The 17,523-nt window shown below is 61.6% G+C and carries 18 protein-coding genes and 1 other RNA gene; 6 read left to right on the top strand and 13 right to left on the bottom strand.

Features of this window, described 5'->3' with window-relative positions:
- Window positions 1-27: 27 nt before the first annotated feature.
- Window positions 28-864, bottom strand: a complete 837-nt coding sequence (locus tag ACSQ8R_RS09675; RefSeq protein ID WP_436253142.1) for a DUF1932 domain-containing protein — start codon at window positions 862-864, stop codon at window positions 28-30.
- Between the two features lie 359 nt (window positions 865-1,223).
- Between ACSQ8R_RS09675 and ACSQ8R_RS09670 the strand changes: the two genes are divergently transcribed.
- The 3 genes from ACSQ8R_RS09670 to ACSQ8R_RS09660 all read left to right on the top strand — a co-directional run bounded on the left by ACSQ8R_RS09670 (window position 1,224) and on the right by ACSQ8R_RS09660 (window position 7,061).
- Window positions 1,224-1,427 (top strand): hypothetical protein, encoded by a 204-nt coding sequence (locus ACSQ8R_RS09670; protein WP_436253141.1) that lies wholly within the window; start codon window positions 1,224-1,226, stop codon window positions 1,425-1,427.
- A gap of 434 nt (window positions 1,428-1,861) precedes the next feature.
- The gene (locus tag ACSQ8R_RS09665; RefSeq protein ID WP_436253140.1) at window positions 1,862-3,277 is read left to right on the top strand and encodes an FAD-binding oxidoreductase; all 1,416 of its coding nucleotides are present in this window, start codon (window positions 1,862-1,864) and stop codon (window positions 3,275-3,277) included.
- A gap of 76 nt (window positions 3,278-3,353) precedes the next feature.
- Window positions 3,354-7,061, top strand: coding sequence for an AsmA family protein (locus ACSQ8R_RS09660; protein WP_436253139.1), 3,708 nt, complete (start codon window positions 3,354-3,356; stop codon window positions 7,059-7,061).
- Window positions 7,062-7,168: 107 nt separating this feature from the next.
- On the opposite strand, the gene ACSQ8R_RS09655 is transcribed toward ACSQ8R_RS09660, so the two are convergent.
- The 12 genes from ACSQ8R_RS09655 to ACSQ8R_RS09600 form a co-directional block, all read right to left on the bottom strand.
- Window positions 7,169-7,378, bottom strand: coding sequence for a ribbon-helix-helix domain-containing protein (locus tag ACSQ8R_RS09655; protein WP_436253138.1), 210 nt, complete (start codon window positions 7,376-7,378; stop codon window positions 7,169-7,171).
- A gap of 114 nt (window positions 7,379-7,492) precedes the next feature.
- Window positions 7,493-7,687, bottom strand: a complete 195-nt coding sequence (locus tag ACSQ8R_RS09650) for a DUF4169 family protein (RefSeq protein WP_436253137.1) — start codon at window positions 7,685-7,687, stop codon at window positions 7,493-7,495.
- 21 nt (window positions 7,688-7,708) lie between these two features.
- The gene (locus ACSQ8R_RS09645; protein WP_436255429.1) at window positions 7,709-8,215 is read right to left on the bottom strand and encodes an SspB family protein; all 507 of its coding nucleotides are present in this window, start codon (window positions 8,213-8,215) and stop codon (window positions 7,709-7,711) included.
- Window positions 8,216-8,335: 120 nt separating this feature from the next.
- Window positions 8,336-8,716: a transfer-messenger RNA gene (gene ssrA, locus ACSQ8R_RS09640) on the bottom strand.
- A 179-nt stretch (window positions 8,717-8,895) separates the two neighbouring features.
- On the bottom strand, window positions 8,896-9,180 hold the full coding sequence (locus tag ACSQ8R_RS09635; RefSeq protein ID WP_436253136.1) for a copper-binding protein: 285 nt from the start codon (window positions 9,178-9,180) through the stop codon (window positions 8,896-8,898).
- 17 nt (window positions 9,181-9,197) lie between these two features.
- The gene (locus ACSQ8R_RS09630) at window positions 9,198-9,674 is read right to left on the bottom strand and encodes a cupredoxin domain-containing protein (protein ID WP_436253135.1); all 477 of its coding nucleotides are present in this window, start codon (window positions 9,672-9,674) and stop codon (window positions 9,198-9,200) included.
- Between the two features lie 34 nt (window positions 9,675-9,708).
- Window positions 9,709-11,058 (bottom strand): multicopper oxidase family protein, encoded by a 1,350-nt coding sequence (locus ACSQ8R_RS09625; RefSeq protein WP_436253134.1) that lies wholly within the window; start codon window positions 11,056-11,058, stop codon window positions 9,709-9,711.
- 14 nt (window positions 11,059-11,072) lie between these two features.
- On the bottom strand, window positions 11,073-12,524 hold the full coding sequence (locus tag ACSQ8R_RS09620; protein WP_436253133.1) for a TolC family protein: 1,452 nt from the start codon (window positions 12,522-12,524) through the stop codon (window positions 11,073-11,075).
- Window positions 12,525-12,529: 5 nt separating this feature from the next.
- Window positions 12,530-12,748 (bottom strand): hypothetical protein, encoded by a 219-nt coding sequence (locus ACSQ8R_RS09615; RefSeq protein ID WP_436253132.1) that lies wholly within the window; start codon window positions 12,746-12,748, stop codon window positions 12,530-12,532.
- An 89-nt stretch (window positions 12,749-12,837) separates the two neighbouring features.
- A complete protein-coding gene (locus tag ACSQ8R_RS09610) occupies window positions 12,838-13,287 on the bottom strand; it encodes a hypothetical protein (protein ID WP_436253131.1) in 450 nt (149 codons plus the stop codon).
- Window positions 13,288-13,411: 124 nt separating this feature from the next.
- Entirely contained in the window at window positions 13,412-13,660 is a 249-nt protein-coding gene (locus ACSQ8R_RS09605; protein WP_436253130.1) for a hypothetical protein, read from the bottom strand.
- A gap of 141 nt (window positions 13,661-13,801) precedes the next feature.
- A complete protein-coding gene (locus ACSQ8R_RS09600; RefSeq protein WP_436253129.1) occupies window positions 13,802-14,074 on the bottom strand; it encodes a hypothetical protein in 273 nt (90 codons plus the stop codon).
- A 225-nt stretch (window positions 14,075-14,299) separates the two neighbouring features.
- Between ACSQ8R_RS09600 and ACSQ8R_RS09595 the strand changes: the two genes are divergently transcribed.
- The 3 genes from ACSQ8R_RS09595 to ACSQ8R_RS09585 all read left to right on the top strand — a co-directional run bounded on the left by ACSQ8R_RS09595 (window position 14,300) and on the right by ACSQ8R_RS09585 (window position 17,449).
- Entirely contained in the window at window positions 14,300-14,977 is a 678-nt protein-coding gene (locus tag ACSQ8R_RS09595) for a winged helix-turn-helix domain-containing protein (protein ID WP_046633601.1), read from the top strand.
- Window positions 14,964-16,313 carry an ATP-binding protein gene (locus tag ACSQ8R_RS09590; RefSeq protein WP_436253128.1) on the top strand — a complete coding sequence of 450 codons (1,350 nt, stop codon included), beginning with the start codon at window positions 14,964-14,966 and terminating at the stop codon, window positions 16,311-16,313. Before ACSQ8R_RS09595 ends, ACSQ8R_RS09590 begins: the two co-directional genes overlap by 14 nt.
- Window positions 16,314-16,555: 242 nt before the next feature.
- Window positions 16,556-17,449, top strand: a complete 894-nt coding sequence (locus ACSQ8R_RS09585) for an NAD-dependent epimerase/dehydratase family protein (RefSeq protein WP_436253127.1) — start codon at window positions 16,556-16,558, stop codon at window positions 17,447-17,449.
- Window positions 17,450-17,523 lie beyond the last annotated feature (74 nt).

The raw sequence follows: 17,523 nt of genomic DNA, 5'->3' as shown, positions 1-17,523 counted from the left end.
GGGGACTGTGGAAAGGACCCGTCTGCTCTACCGGCCGAGCAGCGCGTTCAGCTGGCCGGCAAGCTCGCCGCCACCTGCCCGATCATCGGCCATCTTCTGAAACAATCCGGCCATTCCCCTGAAGATCAGCGAGGCCGGATCGTCTTCGCCGAGGAATGCGGCGATCTCCTCCATTTCCGCCACCCAGCGATAGGCCTTGGCATACATGTCGGGAATGGCGCTTGAGAGTTTCCGGTCGAGGTCGGGGTTGCTTTCGGCCATCTCCTGCCTGAGGCTATGGTCCGCACCTGATCCGATCGCGGCAAGAAGCATGGCGGTGCCAAGGCCGGTGACGCCCTTGTTAATGCCGGCATAACACATCTTCAGCGCCGAGGCCGCCCCGACCGCGCCTTCGATCCGGCGGACTTGAAGCCCATGCGCGGCGAGGACGGCGCTTCTGTCCTCCCCGTCACCACTGATATAGAGCTTCGGTCCGGCTTTCCCCGGCTGCGGCGGCAGGCCGATGATCGAGCCGTCCAGGACGTTCGCCTGTCCGGGCCTGAAAGCCGCTGCAACCTGGCGCATCGTGTCTGGCGAGATCGCGTTGCAATCGATGAATGTCATCGGTGTCCGGCGTTCGCCGATCGTTGCCGACAGGCGTTCTGCGACGCCGATCGCTTCGGCGGGCGGGACGATCGACAGGACGATCTCGGCCTCGATGATCTCTTCCAGCGAGGCGGGCTCCATTCCCGCGGCCGTGGCGCGGGCTTGAGTGTCGGGCGAGCGGCCTTCCAGATAGGTCAGCACTTCGGCACCGCCGTCTGCCAGTTGACGGCCGATCCCGCTCCCCATCGCACCCGCTCCAATGATTGCAATCGTCGGCATCGTTGATTCTCCTGAGGCGTGAAAAGGCAGGAGCTGATTTAGAGCATCGATCGGTGACTTGCAGGTGAACTATTTGCGCCGCGACAAAAGATCTGCGGTGGCGCCGGCGCGAAAATTCCCGTTTCCGCATCATGCCGGCAGTCAAAGACCATGCCTGCGATTCGCGTCCGGCTCTTCGAAGCTCGTCATGTCCGGCCTGACGGACTCACCAGCGCGGGAAGTTTGACGGCAACATCCCGTTGTGGTGGTCTCTTTCGAGACTTCTTGTCGTCATGATGTCCACGACCGGGGCCTGTTAAACTTGCGGCAACCATGGGCGTGGCATGGCATATCTGGCCACGCAGCAGAAGGAGAGACGTATGGCACTGATCGGCTTCAAGAACACCCATAACCAGGCCGTATATATCAATCCCTCGCAGGTGCTTTATGTCACGACCTTCGAGGAGGAAGTCACGATTATCGCTCTTGCACTCGCCAGCAGCGGCGGCAAGCCCACGGCTGTGTATGTCCGCGGTCATGTCGACCAGGTGCAGCAGCGGCTGAACATGGCCGTAGCCGGCTAGGTTCCGCGTCCGTCATCCTCATATTCGGGTGCGTCTGGCAGTACCGTCGCGGGGACGTCCCAAGCTCTACCCGCACGTCTGCTCAACGACTTAATCCAGAGCCCCATCCCATTTCATCCCCGCCCTCCCGACCCGTGCCTAAATCCCCTCGTTCCGTCACGGATACACCGCAAGGTCTTGCGGCGAGGCAGGACCGGCGCGGGTCATTGGGAAACGGCACACATGGTGGCAAACCGGATGGCTTCGCCGGATTTCCATAAGTCCGTTCGATACGTTCGGCGAAACCAGCGGAGGCAGCTTTCAGCTCCCCCTCCGAAACAAGACCGAAATCGCCAAGGCCGGACATCGCCCGGTCGGTCCATCGCTGTTCCGTCTGGACAAACCTCGACCCGTCGCCTAACCAATCCCTTGAAAAGACAAGGAGGAGAATGGTCATGGCGGTCAAGGACGTGAAGGCGGGCCTTCGCAACGAAGAGGGCATCTCGACGGTCCTCGGCATCCTCAAGCAGTCCTTCGGTGAGCGTTTTCAGACCGGCCAGTCGTTTCGCGAACAGCATGCGCACACGACGACATATCTGCCGGCGCAATTGCCGGATGGCGTCGTCTTCGTCGAGAGCGCCGACGACGTCAAAGCCGTGGTCAGGGCCTGCGCCGAGCACCGCGTGCCGGTCGTGCCCTTTGGCGTCGGCTCCTCGCTGGAAGGCCAGGTAAATGCGCCGTCCGGCGGCATCTCGATCGATTTCAGCCGCATGAACAAGGTGCTCCGGGTCAGCCCCGCCGATCTCGACGTGACCGTGGAGCCCGGCATCACTCGCGAGGAACTGAACCGCGAGCTTCGCGACACCGGCCTGTTTTTCCCGATCGATCCCGGCGCCAACGCGTCGATCGGCGGCATGACCGCCACTCGCGCGTCGGGCACCAACGCGGTGCGCTATGGCACGATGAAGGACAATGTCCTGTCGCTGACCGTCGTCACCGCAGACGGCGAAGAAATCCGCACCGCGCAACGGGCCCGGAAATCCTCGGCCGGTTACGACCTGACCCGTCTCTTCGTCGGTTCGGAAGGCACGCTCGGCGTCATCACCTCGGTGACGTTGCGGCTGCAGGGCATTCCCGAAAAGATCGGTGGCGGCGTCTGCGCCTTCCCGAGCGTCAAGGCCGCCTGCGACGCCGTGATCATGACCATCCAGATGGGCATCCCGGTCGCCCGCATCGAATTGCTCGACGACGTGCAGATGCGGGCCTGCAACGCCTATTCCAAACTCTCCTATCCGGAAAAGCCGACGCTCTTCCTGGAATTCCACGGCACCGAGGAGACGGTGGCGCTGCAATCGGCGCAGTTCGCCGAGATTGCCGCGGAATGTGGCGGCGACGAATTCCTATGGACCGCCAATGCCGAGGAGCGGGCAAAGCTGTGGCACGCCCGGCACAATGCCTATTGGGCGAGCCGGGCGCTGGCCCCGGAACTCGACGGGCTGTCGACGGATGTCTGCGTGCCGATCTCGCGGCTGGCCGAATGCGTCGCCGAGACGCAAGCCGATATCGCCGAGCAGGGTTTGCTCGCGCCCATCGTCGGCCATGCGGGCGACGGCAATTTCCACGTCCTGGTGCTTTTCGACGGCAAGCACCCGGCCTCGGTCGACAAGGTCGAGGCGTTCATCGCCCGCCTCAACAACCGGGCGCTTTCCATGGACGGAACCTGCACCGGCGAGCATGGCATCGGCCAGGGCAAGATGTCGTTCCTGGAGGAGGAACTGGGCGGCGCCGTCGGCCTGATGCGGACGATCAAACAGGGCCTCGATCCGGATAATATCTTCAATCCGGGCAAGATATTCAGGATTGCCGAATGAGATGCTCCCGCAAGCTTGACTTGCCTGTGAACCCGATGGAACTAGTCTCTTAAGCAAGATCAGGGAGACGGATACCGTGCTCGGACGCATCCTGTTGGCATTCGGCGGATTGGTGGTGGTGGCGCTGTTCACAGCGCTGCTTGCGCCCGTCTTCGTCGACTGGTCGAGCCTGCGCGTCGGCTTCGAGGAACAGGCGAGCCGCATCCTCGGCAAGAAGGTCACCGTCCACGGCAATGTCGATGCACGTATACTGCCGTTTCCCTCAGTCACCCTGCATGACGTACGGGTGGGAGCCGATACGGATGGCGAGCCGCTGGTGCGGGTAGCCCGGTTTTCGATGGATATGGAGCTTGCGCCCTTCCTCTCGGGCGAGGCGCGCATTTTCGACATGCGCATCGAGGAGCCGAAGGCTCGGCTCCGGCTGTTGAAGGATGGCTCGCTCGACTGGATGCGCGGCAGCCGCGCCGCGATCCCGGCCCGCACCGTGGTCATCGAGGACGTGCATATCACCGGCGGCGAGATCAGCCTGATCGATGAACAGTCCGGCCGGTCGCGGCAGGTTACCGGCCTCGCAGCCGATTTTTCCGCAGGGTCGCTGCGCGGTCCGTGGCGCGGCGAAGGCAATGCGACGCTCGATGGTTATGAGACGCGGTTCAACCTGGCGAGCGGCACCGCGGATGCCGAGGGCAAGCGTATGCCGCTGCGCCTCAGGCTCTGGCCGGATGCGCAGCCCGTCGAGGTCAATCTCGACGGCGAGCTCACCGTTGCCGACAACAAGCCCGCCTATAACGGCAGCTTCACGCTCGACTTCCTGCAGGAGGAAGATGAGACCGAGCCGGTGACGCCGCCACCGCCCGGGCCGCGTCTCAAGGGCGGTTTCGAGGTTACCAACGAACGTATCCGCGTGCCCCAATACCGGCTGGAAGTCGGGGCGACCGACAACCCTTACGTGGTGACCGGCGAGGCGACGCTCGATACGGGCGGGAAGCCTGAATTCCTGCTGACCGCCGACGGCCAGCAGATCGATGTCAACCGGCTGGGCGAGGGGGCACGGGCCAAGACCGGCCGCGATGCCGCCGCCTCGGCGCAGCGCCGCATCAACAATTTCATCCGGCTCGCGGCATCGATCCCCATTCCGCAGGTGCCTGGCCGCGCCAGCCTCCGGCTGCCGGCGATCGTCGCCAACGACACGACCATACGCGATATCAGGCTCGACATACGGCCTGCGGGGCGCGGATGGACGGTGGACAACGTGGTGGCGACCCTGCCGGGCCGCACGCAGCTGGAGGCCAAGGGCAGCCTCGTGCTGCGCGACCGGACGTCCTTCGTCGGGGATATGCTGGTCGCCTCCAGCCAGCCATCCGGACTTTCCGACTGGCTTTCGGGCCGGGTGGCGCCCGAGTTGCGACAGCTCCGCTCCGCCGGCTTTTCGGCGAAGGTCAATCTGACGCCGGACCTGCAGCGGTTCGACAACCTCGAACTGGCGGTCGGTTCGGCGACGCTCAAGGGCCGCCTCGAACGCCAGTCCGCCCAGGGGCAGACGCCCAATCTTTCGATGAGCCTTGCCGGCAACGAGATCGATATCGATGCCATGCGGGCGCTCGCCTCGTTGTTGACCGGCGACGACGCCGGGCAGGACGTGCTCGACCATCGGGTTGCCGCGACGCTGAAGGCCGACCGATTCACCGCCCTGGGGGTCGCCGCCAACAACGTCGATACCGCCTTCACCCTCGCCGGTGGCGCTCTGTCGCTGGAGCGCCTGACGATCGGCAATATCGAAGGTGCCACGGTTTCGGCACGCGGTCGCATCGAAGGCTCGCTGCTTGCCTATTCGGGCAATGGCAGCGTCACCTTCCGTTCCGCCGATCCGACGGCTTTCCTGACCATGCTGCGCGATCGGCTGCCTCCACATCCGGCCCTGGCCCGGCTCGCGGCAAACGGCGCCTGGTTCGCCAATACGGATCTCGGTGGCAGCCTGACGGTCGGCGGGAGCTTGAACGGGGTTGAGGTCGTCGTCAAAGGCAAGACGAACGGCAGCGCGCTCAACGCCAACCTGAAGCTGCCCGGTCTTTTCGACCTGACGAGCGGCACCGACATGACGCTTGTCGCCTCGCTCGACAATCCCGATCCGATGGTTCTCCTGGGGCAGGCGGGTCTCGATCCCCTGCCTTTCAAGGGGGACGGTGCGGGCGAGCTGCTGCTCAACGTCCATCAGGGTCCGGATGCCGCGGCAAAGACTGGGCTGACGTTCACGACCGAAAACACCTCGTTGGACCTTAACGGCGATATCCGGATCGGCAGCGAGGGCTTTGGCGAGGGCAGCGGTCACGTCACGCTGAAAAGCGCCGACCTGGAGCCTTATCTGCTGATGAACGGCATCGGCCTGCCGCAGTTCGGGACAGGCCTGCCGGTCACGCTCGACGCGGATATCAGCATGACCCCTCAGGCCGTGAAGATCGCGGCCCTGAAAGGTGCGGCAGACGGCAATGCGATCAGCGGCGACATCGCCATCGACCGCAAGGCGCCGGGCATGCCGGCCACCGGTTCGCTCAGCGTCGACAGTCTTGATCTTGCCTGGCTCGGGGAGGCGATCTACGGGCCGGTCAGCGATCCACAGAGCGCGGCGTTTTCGTCCAGGCCCTTCGCCCGGCCGATCTTTTCCGGCGCGGATGTCGCTTTCGACGTCACGGCGCGAAGGTTCGATGCCGGCATGTTCGGGAATATCGGTAATTTTGCAGCCCGGGTCACCCACCGCAGCGGCGGCATCACCATCGAGAACGGCGCAGGCGACTGGCAGGGGGGCCGGATCGCCGGCCGGCTGCTGATGTCGAACGGCGACGGAACCGGACTTCTGCAGGCCCGGCTCTCTGCGGAAAACGCCGATCTTGCGCCCCTCGTCTGGAAGGCTGGCGGCAAGCCGGTCGCCAGCGGCAAGCTCGACTTCAACATGTCCGCCGAATCGACCGGCAAGACCCTGGCCGAACTCCTTGGTGCGACCAGCGGCTCGGCCGAATTGCGGCTGAAGGACCTGACCGTCGCCGGCATCAATCCCGATGCGATGAAGCCCTTGATGGCCGGGGTCGACAAGCTCGGCGGCGAGGTGACGGAGGCGCGGGTGCGGCCGATCGTATCCGGACTGCTGCATCAGGGAAATTCAGCGATCGGCAACGTGACCATTCCCGTCACCATCACGGCGGGCGAAGCGCGGGCACAGAACATCACGGCTGCCGCCGGCGCGACGAAACTGTCGGGCGAGGGTCGCTTCGACCTTCTGGACGATACCGTGAACGCAAATCTGGCGGTCACCTACGATGCCGGCGAGGAAGCGCTTGCCGGTGGCGATCCGACCATCCGGCTCGAATATTCGGGGGATCTCGCAGCACCTGCCAAACGGATCGATATCGCGGCGATGACGAATTTTTTGTCGCAGCGCGCCTTCGAGCAGCAGCGGCGGCGTGTCGAGACGCTGCAGGCGAGCGTGCTCGAAAAGCAGCGGCTTCGCCGCGAGGTGACGCTCTATAACTTTCAGGCGATCGAGCGGCAGGCGGCCCGCGACAGGGCGGCGGCCGAGGAGCGCGCCCGTCAGCAGGCAGCCGAGGCTGAACGCCAGCGGCAGGCGGTGGAAGCGGCAGCGCGTGCGGCGGAAGAGGTGCGTCAGCGCCAGATCAGCCAGCCGCCGCAGCTCATCGTGCCGCCGACCGACGGCGCGATCCGCCAGAATTTTCCGAGCCTTCCGCCCGCCGGCATTTCCAATATGCCGAGCCTGCCGGGGGTGCAGCAGTAGCTGCCCCGACGAGTTCGGGTCTGCCTTTGCAGGCGCGGTGCGTTTGCGTCGGGTTTATCCTGTCCGGCAGGGATCCAGGCTCGATATCGGCGGTGCCGGTTTCCATTCTATGAGGACTTGAGCCATGTCAGGACATGGACGCGCAACGCCGACGAGAGGTTGCTGTCGGCACCCCTTCGATCGTCGATCTCGGCGATCAGGGTTGCCAGGCTGATATCGCGTTGTGCGGCGATTGCCTTCAACTCCACCCAGAATTCGTCCTCGAGGGAAAAACTGGTGCGATGACCGTGAAGGGTTGCGGAATGTTTGCGTATCACGAAACTCTCCGGGCCTTCGGAACAAGCTCGCTTATTCAGACTGTGCTACTTCCCGCGTCAAGCCGATCGGCTCAAGCTTGGTTAGCGGGCCGTTAATATGCACCGGAAGGAAATTCAGTCGTCCTTTCCGGGCTTTTCCAGGCGGCTCTGGTCGAGCCCCTTCTCCGCCTTCTCGTTGCGTGCCTTGGTCAGAGACTTTTCGACCTTGGTACGGCCGAAGGTGAGGCGGTTCTGTTCCGCCTCCTTTTCCTTTTCGATCCGTTCCCTGGCTTTGCGGAACTGGCGAAGATTGACGATTTCGGCGCTCATGGCTGACGCGCCTCCCGGCGCTTACTGCTTCTTGCGGAAGGAATCGAGCGAGATGACCGAGCCGGGCTTCTTCTCTTCGCCGGGCTTGGCTTCGGTGTCGGCAGACTTGGAAACCGCGTCTACAGGAATGGCGGTGATTTCGGCGGAGGTGTTCTCGTCCTCGTCGGCGAGCGGTACTTCGAATTCAAGTTCGAAATTGACCGAGGGATCGTAGAAACCGCGAATGGCATTGAAGGGAACGACCAGGCGTTCCGGGGTGTCGGAGAAGGAAAGGCCGACCTCGAACTGGGTATCGGAAACCTTGAGATCCCAGAACTGGTGCTGCACGACGATGGTCATCTGTTCCGCATATTTCGCCTTGAGGTGCTGCGAAATGCGCACGCCCGGAGCGCCGGTGAGGAACGTGATGAAGAAATGATGGTCGCCCGGCAGACGGCCCGTGGCCGCAACCTCGGTCAAAACCTTACGGATGACGCCGCGCAAAGCGTCCTGCGCCAGAATATCGTAACGGATGTGGTCCTGCCCCATACGGTCCTGTCTTTCCATTCTCTCGTCTTTTAGTCAGACGCGTTATGCCATGCCGACCGGTTGCGGGGAAGCCCCGACGAGCATCCGAGTCAGTTCCATAGTATTCGACTGGGGAGCGAAGGTGAAGGCTTCTGTTGCCAGGTGCCTTCGGACCCCGCCTTAAAGTGCTACCTCCAAGGACTTAGTTCGGATTTCCCGCACCGCCATTAGGCAGCGAGAGCATAACCCTTAGCGTTGTTGTCGTTTGCAACTACACTTTTTGACCCGATAACGGTGGTATCATGCCGAGCAAAAGTTCGATCTTTAAGCCCTTGTCGATCCTATTTCGCCCCCATCAAAAGCCGGTCCGCAGGGTTTCCAATGCGACCGACCGGTTTTTGGTGGAGGCGCCGGGTACCGCCCCCGGGTCCAATAGGTTTATTACACCGACCGTTTATTGCCATAGCCGGACCGAAGTCCGGCAACCGTGATATAGGCGCTTCCTCCGCCGGTGAAAAGGGGTAGGAGCCGTGAAAGGCCCCGATAACCTCTCCTTACGATGATTTTTGCCTCTGGTCTGGGAAATCAGCGCCCGGCGGGCCGTTCCAGGTCATTCAGGCAGGATGTAGCGGCACCATCCGCGCCGCAGCCGGCCTCCCAGGCGGCAAGCCGCGCTCCCTTGAGGAAGCGCGGCCGCGATGTCACTTTACCTGCGTCACCGTCAGCTTGCCGTTGACGCGTTCAGCGACGAACTGCACGTTCGCGCCTTCCTTCATCTTCCCGAGCATCGCCTCGTCGGCCACGTTGAAGACCATGGTCATCGCGGGCATTTCGAGGCCCTTCAGCTCCTCATGGATGAGCGTCACCTTTTTGGCCTTGGCATCGACCTTCTTGACCGTGCCCTTGGTGAATTCCTGGGCAAACGCACCAGATACCGAGGTCAGGGCGAGCGCTGCGGCGAGAGCAAATTTGAAAACGCTTTTCATGGAATACTCCTTCCTTCTTACTTGTTGGCGACGGTGACGTCGCCGTGCATTCCGGCGTCGTAGTGGCCGGGAACGAGGCAGGCGATCTTGAAGACGCCGTCATTGGTGAATTTCCAGACGATATCGCCGGACTTGCCCGGCTTCAGGCGGATCGCATTCGGATCGTCATGTTCCATGTCCGGGAACTTCTCCATGACCGCCTTGTGCTCCATCACCTTGGCCTCCTGATCGAGGACGAACTCGTGGTCGAGTTCGCCTTCGTTCTTGATGGTGAAGCGGATGGTCTGGCCCTTGCGAACCTTGAAGTCGTTGGGCGTGAAGATCATCTTGCCGTCGGGTGTCTCCTTCATGCTGACGCGGATGGTCTGGCTGACCTTCGACTTGTCGCCGGGTTCGCCAACGGCCATTTCGCCATGACCGCCAGCGTGGCTGCCCGATGCCAGAACCGGCGTTGCGAGGGTGGCCAGGAGGAGGCCGAGGATTGCAGTTTTCATATTCATGTCCTTTGATTGTTTTGGGGGTATTCGATCAGCCGTGGTTCGAATGTTTCGAGGGCGGCTGTGTCTTTGCGTCTTTGGCCTTGGGGGCGTCGGGAAGGCTTCCCGTCCACTCCCAGGCCTGCGTCCCGGGCGGGTTCTCGTACCAGCCCGGATCGCTGTAATCGCCCGCCGAGATGCCCTCGCGGACCTTCACCACGGAAAACATGCCGCCCATCTCGATGGGGCCGTGAGGACCCCAGCCAGTCATCATGGGAACGGTGTTTTCCGGTATTTCCATGGACATCTCGCCCATATCCGCCATGCCGGCGGTTCCCATCGGCATGTACTCGGGACGGATCCGCCTGATCTTTTTGGCGACTTCCTTCTTGTCGACGCCGATGAACGTTGGGATGTCGTGGCCCATCGCATTCATCGTGTGATGCGACTTGTGGCAGTGAATGGCCCAGTCGCCGACATACTTGGCGTCAAACTCATAGGCGCGCATCGCGCCGACGGGGATATCGATGCTGACTTCGGGCCAGCGCGCCTCCGGACGGACCCAGCCGCCGTCGGTGCAGGTCACTTCGAAATCGTAGCCGTGCATGTGGATCGGATGGTTGGTCATCGTCAGGTTACCGACGCGGACCCGCACCCTGTCGTCCTTCGAAACCACCAGCGGATCGATGCCCGGGAAGACGCGGCTGTTCCAGGTCCAGAGATTGAAGTCAGTCATCTCCATGACGCGCGGCACATAAGTGCCGGGGTCGATATCGTAGCCGCTGAGCAGGAAGACGAAATCCCGGTCCACCGGCATGAACTTCGGGTCCTTTGGGTGGATCACGAAGAAACCCATCATGCCCATCGCCATCTGGACCATCTCGTCCGAGTGCGGGTGGTACATGAAGGTGCCGGACTTCACGAGGTCGAACTCGTAGACGAAGGTCTTGCCGACGGGAATGTGGGGTTGCGACAGCCCGCCGACGCCGTCCATTCCCGACGGCAGGATCATGCCGTGCCAGTGGACCGTGGTGTGTTCCGGCAGCTTGTTGGTGACGAAGATGCGAACCCGGTCGCCCTCCACCGCCTCGATGGTCGGACCTGGCGATTGGCCGTTATACCCCCACAGATAGGCGGTCATGCCTTCCGCCATCTCGCGTTCGACCGGTTCCGCGACCAGATGGAATTCCTTGACGCCGTTGTTCATGCGGAACGGCAGGGTCCAGCCGTTCAGGGTCACGACCGGATTATAATCTGCTCCGACAGAAGGGCGGACCGGTGTCTGGGTTGCGGGGGAATCCATGGCGGCTGCTTCCGGCAGACCCATGTTCGACGTCTGGCCCCAGGCCTGGGAGGAGACGAGTGCGGCACCTGCTCCGAGCAATTGTCTTCTATTGAACATTCTCGTTTCCTTTCTCAGTCTTCGGCTTGTTCAGCCGAAGCGACTTCGGTTTCTGCCGAGGCCGAACCGGTGCCGCCGCCATAGATGACGGGGGCAAGGTTCGCTTCGGCGAGCCAGAAGTCACGCTTGGCGTTGACGGCGAGGATGGTGGAGTCGATCTTCTCGCGGGTGTCGGCGATCAGTTCGAAGGCGCTGGTGATCATGCCGTTGTAGGTGAGGAGGGACTGTTCCTCGATGGCATTGCGCAACGGCAGGACGTTGTTGCGGTAGTGGCGTGCGATATCGTAGTTCGACTTGTAGGCCAGATAGGCAGAGCGGGCTTGTGAACGGGTGTTGACCGCAAGTTCCGCCAGCTGGTTGGCAGCTCGCATGTAGGCGAGCTCGCCCTTTCGCAGACGCGCCTGGCCGGAATCGAAGATCGGGATCCTGAATTCCAGTCCTGCCGTCTTCGACACGTCCGAAAGGATCTTGCCGTCCTCGCGCTCGCGTTCCTTTTCGTAAGTGCCGACCAGTTCGATGTCGGTGACGATGCGGGTGACATCTTCGAGCTTGTAGGACTGGGCGGTCGCCTGAAGCTCCAGGCGGGCGACCTGCAGATCCATGCGCTTGTGAATCGATTCGGCCTCGATGTCGTCGCGCTTGATCAATGCCTTCGGCAGTGAGGGCAGGCGGTTCGGAATCTGGAAATCGATGTCGGAACCGGTGAGGCCCATCAGCCTGATCAGCTCTTCCTTGGCCAGCCTTGCTTCAAGGCGGGCCTTCGCGGTTTCTCCAGTCAATTCGGCATAGAAGACGTGTTCACGAGCCTGGTCGGCCTTCGGCATCGACCCGGCTTCGCCGATCTTCTTGGCGAGTTCGGACGCGGCGTCGGCGGCGACCTTGGCCTGGTTGAGATAGGCGACGTTTTCCCATGCCGCTACGGCGTTGATCCACGCCCTGCGGGTATCGGCAGCCAGCGAGATCGTCGCGAGCGCCGCGTTGAGCTGGGCCTGACGGAACCGCGTGTCTGCCAGCTTGATGTTCTTGTCGTATGTCGCCAGAGTCAGAATATTGGTCGCGACCGCCCCTTCGAGAACACGATAGGCCTCAAGTCCGGGTGTGGCTATCCCGGTGAGGCCGACGGAAAAGGTCGGCAAGACCGAAAGCTGCGTCTGCCATGCGTCCGCCGCACTATCCCCGAGATCGGCATAGGAAGCCTGGAGGCCCTTGTTGTTCAGGAGAGCGACCTGGACGGCGGTCTCGACGTCGATGGTCTTCTTCGCCATCAGCGCCTTCACGCGGTCCCGGACAGCCTGAGCCTGCTGTCGGTTTTGGACCCACACGGTTTGCTTGCCGGTCGCCTCGCTGCTTTTCGACGAGGCATTCATGAAACCGGCGTCTTTGGCCGAGTAGTCCGTCGTAGCGCAGCCGGCGGCGACAAGCGGGAGCACGACGGCGGACACGAGCTTGATGTGACGTGCAATCATCGTGCTCATCCTTTTTTCGGAGCCTGGGCGTCGTTGAGACCGCGCCAGGGCTTCGGATCGACGGGCATGCGATGGGTGTAGCCGCCAACGGGGCTCTGATACCGGACGGGCCTGACGTCGGACACGGTGTCGGGGTGGTCCGTCGAAGCGACGACTTCAGGCAATGTGGATGCACATCCGCTCGCAAAAAGCGGAAGGGCAACCACCAGGAACAAACGTTTCATGGTGAAAAATCCGAGAATATGATCGCAATTGCGCCATGGCGCTCATTCGCGCACAGGCACAGCAAAACCCGCTCTACGGGTGCTGGTTCTCAGATGTTAGGTGGACGATGCAGGCTCGGCTTCTGACCGGCAGTATCCGTGTCGTCGATGAACTCGCGAATGGAGACCACGCGCGGATGGCTCATCGAGGAGCCGGAGCAGGTGATGGCCGCAACACCGCAATAATCCGTGCAGCAGGAACTCTTGGATTTTTCCGGGCTGCCGTGGTCGTGCTGGTTGCCGTGATGATCGGCATCGGCCATCGCGGCGCCGTCGTCGGTCTGGTGAGCGGCGTGACCATTTTCGACGTGCGAAACCTGGACGGAGCTTTCGGCCTGGGTGGAGCTTTCGGGATGCATCGCAGCGCTGACGGCAGAAAAGCTGTAGCCGGCCAGTGACACAATCATCACCAGTCTGAACATCAGTGCCATTGCTTTAGATGTGATTCGATACATCCCGCTCATGCCTATCAGGATCGCCAGAGCCTTCGAGCTTGTCAACCGCCGCCCCTTCAAACCATAGTTTCACGTTGTTTGTGTGGCATCGCAACAACGCCACGAAGGCAGGAAGGCAGGAAGGCCGACTTGCCGTATCGGAGGTCAGGGGGCGCCAATTGCATTGGTTTTAATTGGGCCGGTCCGAACCACCGTAGTAGTCGCCGCTGTTGGTGGTCCTCGGGGTCGTGTCCCAACCGTTGCGAAGCGCCGGATTGTTGATCGATCCGGTATATCCGTAGCGGGCGTCTCGGGCTGCAGATGCTTCGACCGGAGGGTTGCGGTCAGCCCCTTCGTAGTAATTACCTTCCTGGGCCTGTGCGGAGGCGCTCAGAAAAATTGCGGCCAGAAGCGCGGTAGCGGAAGCTGCTTTCATCATTGTAGATAATCCTTCAGAATTGCCGACCACTGGAGTTAGCGACCATGGTCGACGCGTTGCCGATGTCTTGAATGTCGGGCAGGAAATGCCGATCGACGGCAGTTGAAAACTCGTCTGCGCCGAATCGGGCGATGCCCAAGTTCAGCGGTTGTCGCGGGATTTATGGAGTTCAGCACGCGGATCGGTTACGGAAACGGTTCCGAACCGCTTGTTGGTGCGCTCAACGATGCCATTGTCGAGGACCCGGAACGTCACGTTCATATTTGACTTGGCAACGGCGGTTTCTCCGGGTTTGCCATGACCTTGAACAATAGCATCCACAGGAGACGCTCCGGAGGCCAGAGGACCGTTTGCCAGGGCGGGGACTGCGACGGCTGCGAAACCAACCGATAGGACTAGGAGCTTGGAATTCATGATATTTTCCTCGTTCGACTGCGTGGTGCAGCGTGAGGAAGTTACATCGTGGTTTTGTCGGCGGCCTTTCGCCAAGTTTACAAAATTGTAAGGTGGACCGGCTCGCCGCCACGGCTATCACGGGTCAGGCGGGGCTGATATCCTGCCGCAACAAAGCCTGGATCGTGCCGCTTGGAGCATCGGCGAGCGCGCGATCAAAATACTGCTCTACAGACCGGAAGCCTTATGAAGATCCTCCTGATAGAAGACGACAAGAAGACGGCCACCTATATCGTCAAAGGTTTTACGTCTGCTGGACATGTCGTGGATTGGGTTCTCGATGGCAGAGACGGGTTGGCGGCCGGACTCGATGCGTCCTATGACGTGATGGTCGTAGACCGGATGGTTCCAGCCCTGGACGGCCTCACGCTTGTAAAGAGCCTTCGCGCAGCCTCCGTCCGAACCCCGGTTCTTTTCCTTACGGCCATGAGCGGTGTCGATGACCGCGTCGAGGGTCTCGAAGCCGGGGGCGATGACTATCTCGTAAAACCTTTCGCCTTCTCGGAGTTGACGGCGAGAATCAACGCGTTGCTCAGGCGTCCGCCAATGACTGCGGAGAAGACGAAGCTGCGCGTCGGGGATCTTGAACTCGATCTGGTCAAACGAACCGCCGAACGAGCTGGAATGCCTCTGGAACTGCTGCCGAGAGAATTCACGCTGCTGGAGCTTCTGATGCGAAACGAGGGAAGGGTGCTCACCAAAACGATGCTTCTGGAGAGGATCTGGAACTTCAATTTCGATCCGCAGAGCTCCGTGGTCGAAACCCATATCAGCCGATTGCGGTCGAAGATCGATAAACCGTTCGACTTCCCGCTCCTGCACACCGTCCGCAACACCGGCTATAGCCTGCATGCGCGGCGGTAGCTTCTTCAAGAGCACGGCCGTCCGGCTTGCCTTCCTCTACATATCGCTGTTTGTCGTCTCCTACCTCGCGGCCAACGTCATCGCCTACCAGATGGTGTTGAACTTTCTCGACGACCGGCTCAATGCAAACGTTATGGAGCGATACAGGGAAATCGGGTCAGCCTACGAGGCTCGCGGCCTCCCAGGCGCGATCAGCATGATCAACAGCCATGGTCCGGCGATCCGAGGCGAAGAGACGATCTACACGCTCCGGAACTCATCCGGAGCTCTGATTGCCGGAAACGCTGAATTGAAAGGGGTTGCGGAAGGCTTCTCCACCCTAAGGCCGAAAGATCAGCATCAAAGCGACACGAACTATAAGCTGTTCCGGGGCCAGCTCGACGGGAACGACCTGACGGTTGGCATCAGCTACGGCGACACCGACGAGCTGGCACGGATCGTGCTGGTCAGCTTCGGGTGGGCCACCGCTATCGTATTTACTGTCGGATTAGGGGGAGCGGTCGTCCTGAGATATCGCACCCGCCGACGGATTTCCGAGCTGTCTCAAACCGCTCATGCCATCGGCCGCGGCGAGCTTGCGAGGCGACTGCCGGTCTCGTTGAGGATGGACGAGATCGACATGTTGTCGTCGGAGGTCAATGTTGCGCTGGAGCGTCTGGAGGCGAGCGTCGCCACCTTGAACCATGTAACGACGGACGTTGCCCATGACCTGAAAACGCCGATCGGTCGGACGTTTCTGATTCTGGACGATGCTCTGCAAGCAGAAACAATGGAAGAGGCCAAAAACGCGGTAGAAGCCGCTCTCGCTGAACTGACCGCGATAGCGAACACATTCGACGCACTCCTGAGGATTGCCCAGATCGAGGCCCGCAACAGGACGGCCCATTTCAAGTCAATCGATCTCACTGCGCTGGTCCGCGACATCTACGACATTTACGACGCGATCGTCGCCGAGGACGGCTACACGCTTCGCATACAGGAAGCGGGAGAGGAATGTCAGGTTCGCGCCGATCCGGACCTGATAAGGCAAATGTTGGCCAATCTGCTCGCCAACGCGCTCCGTCATACCCCGTCCGGCTCCACCATCACATTGGGCTTGACGCATCGTGGCGGCGCGATCTGCCTGAGCGTATCCGATGACGGCCCAGGCATTCCTGCGGAAGAGCGGGAGCGGGTATTCGATCGCTTCTATCGGCTGGAAAAAAGCAGAACCACCGTCGGATCGGGCCTTGGCCTCAGCCTCGTAAAAGCGATTGCAGAGCTTCATGGTGCAAAGGTCCAGTTGCTGGACAATGCGCCGGGGCTGTCTGTGGTTATCCTGTTTCGCAGCATCTGAAGACCGCAAATCAATGCTTCGCACCGGCGGCAGGCGTTCCTCGTCCGGGGCGCGCGTGACTACTGCACTCTCCTTGAAGCGGAGGCGGTGGCCGGTGGGGCGATCGGCGTTGACGGGCAGGCGGTGCCATGCTTGATCGTCGACCGGGAACGTCGCTGTCGGCCATGCCGGGTTCGCAACGGGTGTGCGGGCGATATAGTCAGCCGCGGCAAAGGCCGGATTGGATTTGAGGAGGCGCCATCATGGGCAAGCGGATCGTATTCACCGGCGGGAGCGGCAAGGCGGGGCGGCATGTCGTGCCGTATCTCGTAGGGCAAGGGCATGAGGTCTTCAACCTCGACCTGGTGCCGCTCGATTGCTCCGGCGTCAACACGCTGATCGCCGATCTGAGGGACGGTGGCGAGACCTTCAACGCGCTCTCCATGCATTTCGGCTTCCGGGGGCTGGAGAGCGGCAAAGGGCCTGCCCCGGTCGATGCGGTGGTGCATTTCGCCGCCGTGCCGCGCATCCTGATGCGCCCCGACAACGCGACCTTCTCGGCCAACACGATCTCTACCTACAACGTCATCGAGGCGGCGATGAAGCTCGGCATCCCCAAGGTGATCATCGCATCCAGCGAGACGACCTATGGGGTCTGCTTTGCCGAGGGGGACAAGGACTATCATTCGTTTCCCCTCACGGAAGACTACGATGTCGACCCGATGGACAGCTACGGCCTCTCCAAGGTCGTCAACGAGAAGACTGCGCGGGCCTTTGCCATGCGTTTCGGCGCGGACATCTACGCGCTTCGGATCGGCAACGTGATTTCGCCGGAGGACTACAGCCGCTTCCCAGGTTTCCTGGCGGACACGCCGTCGCGCAAGCGCAATGCCTGGAGCTATATCGATGCCCGCGATCTCGGCCAGATCGTGGATCTCTGCATCGAAAAGGACGGTCTGGGCTTCCAGGTCTTCAATGCGGTCAACGATACGATCACGGCGCTTGAGCCGACCCGGCCGTTCCTCGAGCGCTGGGCGCCCGGCACGCCCATCGTCGGCGAGATCGGCGAATTCGAGGCTCCGATCAGCAACCGCAAGATCAGGGAGGTGCTGGGTTTTTCCGAAAACCATAACTGGCGGAAATACGTCTCCCGATGATCTGCGGCATCCGGCCCTGCTAAAATTCGGGGAAAGATCTTCCTTGCGATTGGTTCATCCCTTCCATGCTATTA

It is taken from the genome of Neorhizobium sp. LjRoot104 (genome assembly GCF_964253725.1).
GTDB lineage: Bacteria > Pseudomonadota > Alphaproteobacteria > Rhizobiales > Rhizobiaceae > Neorhizobium.
Note: the sequence above shows the minus strand (reverse complement) of the source record. Positions and strands in the feature narration are given on the sequence as shown.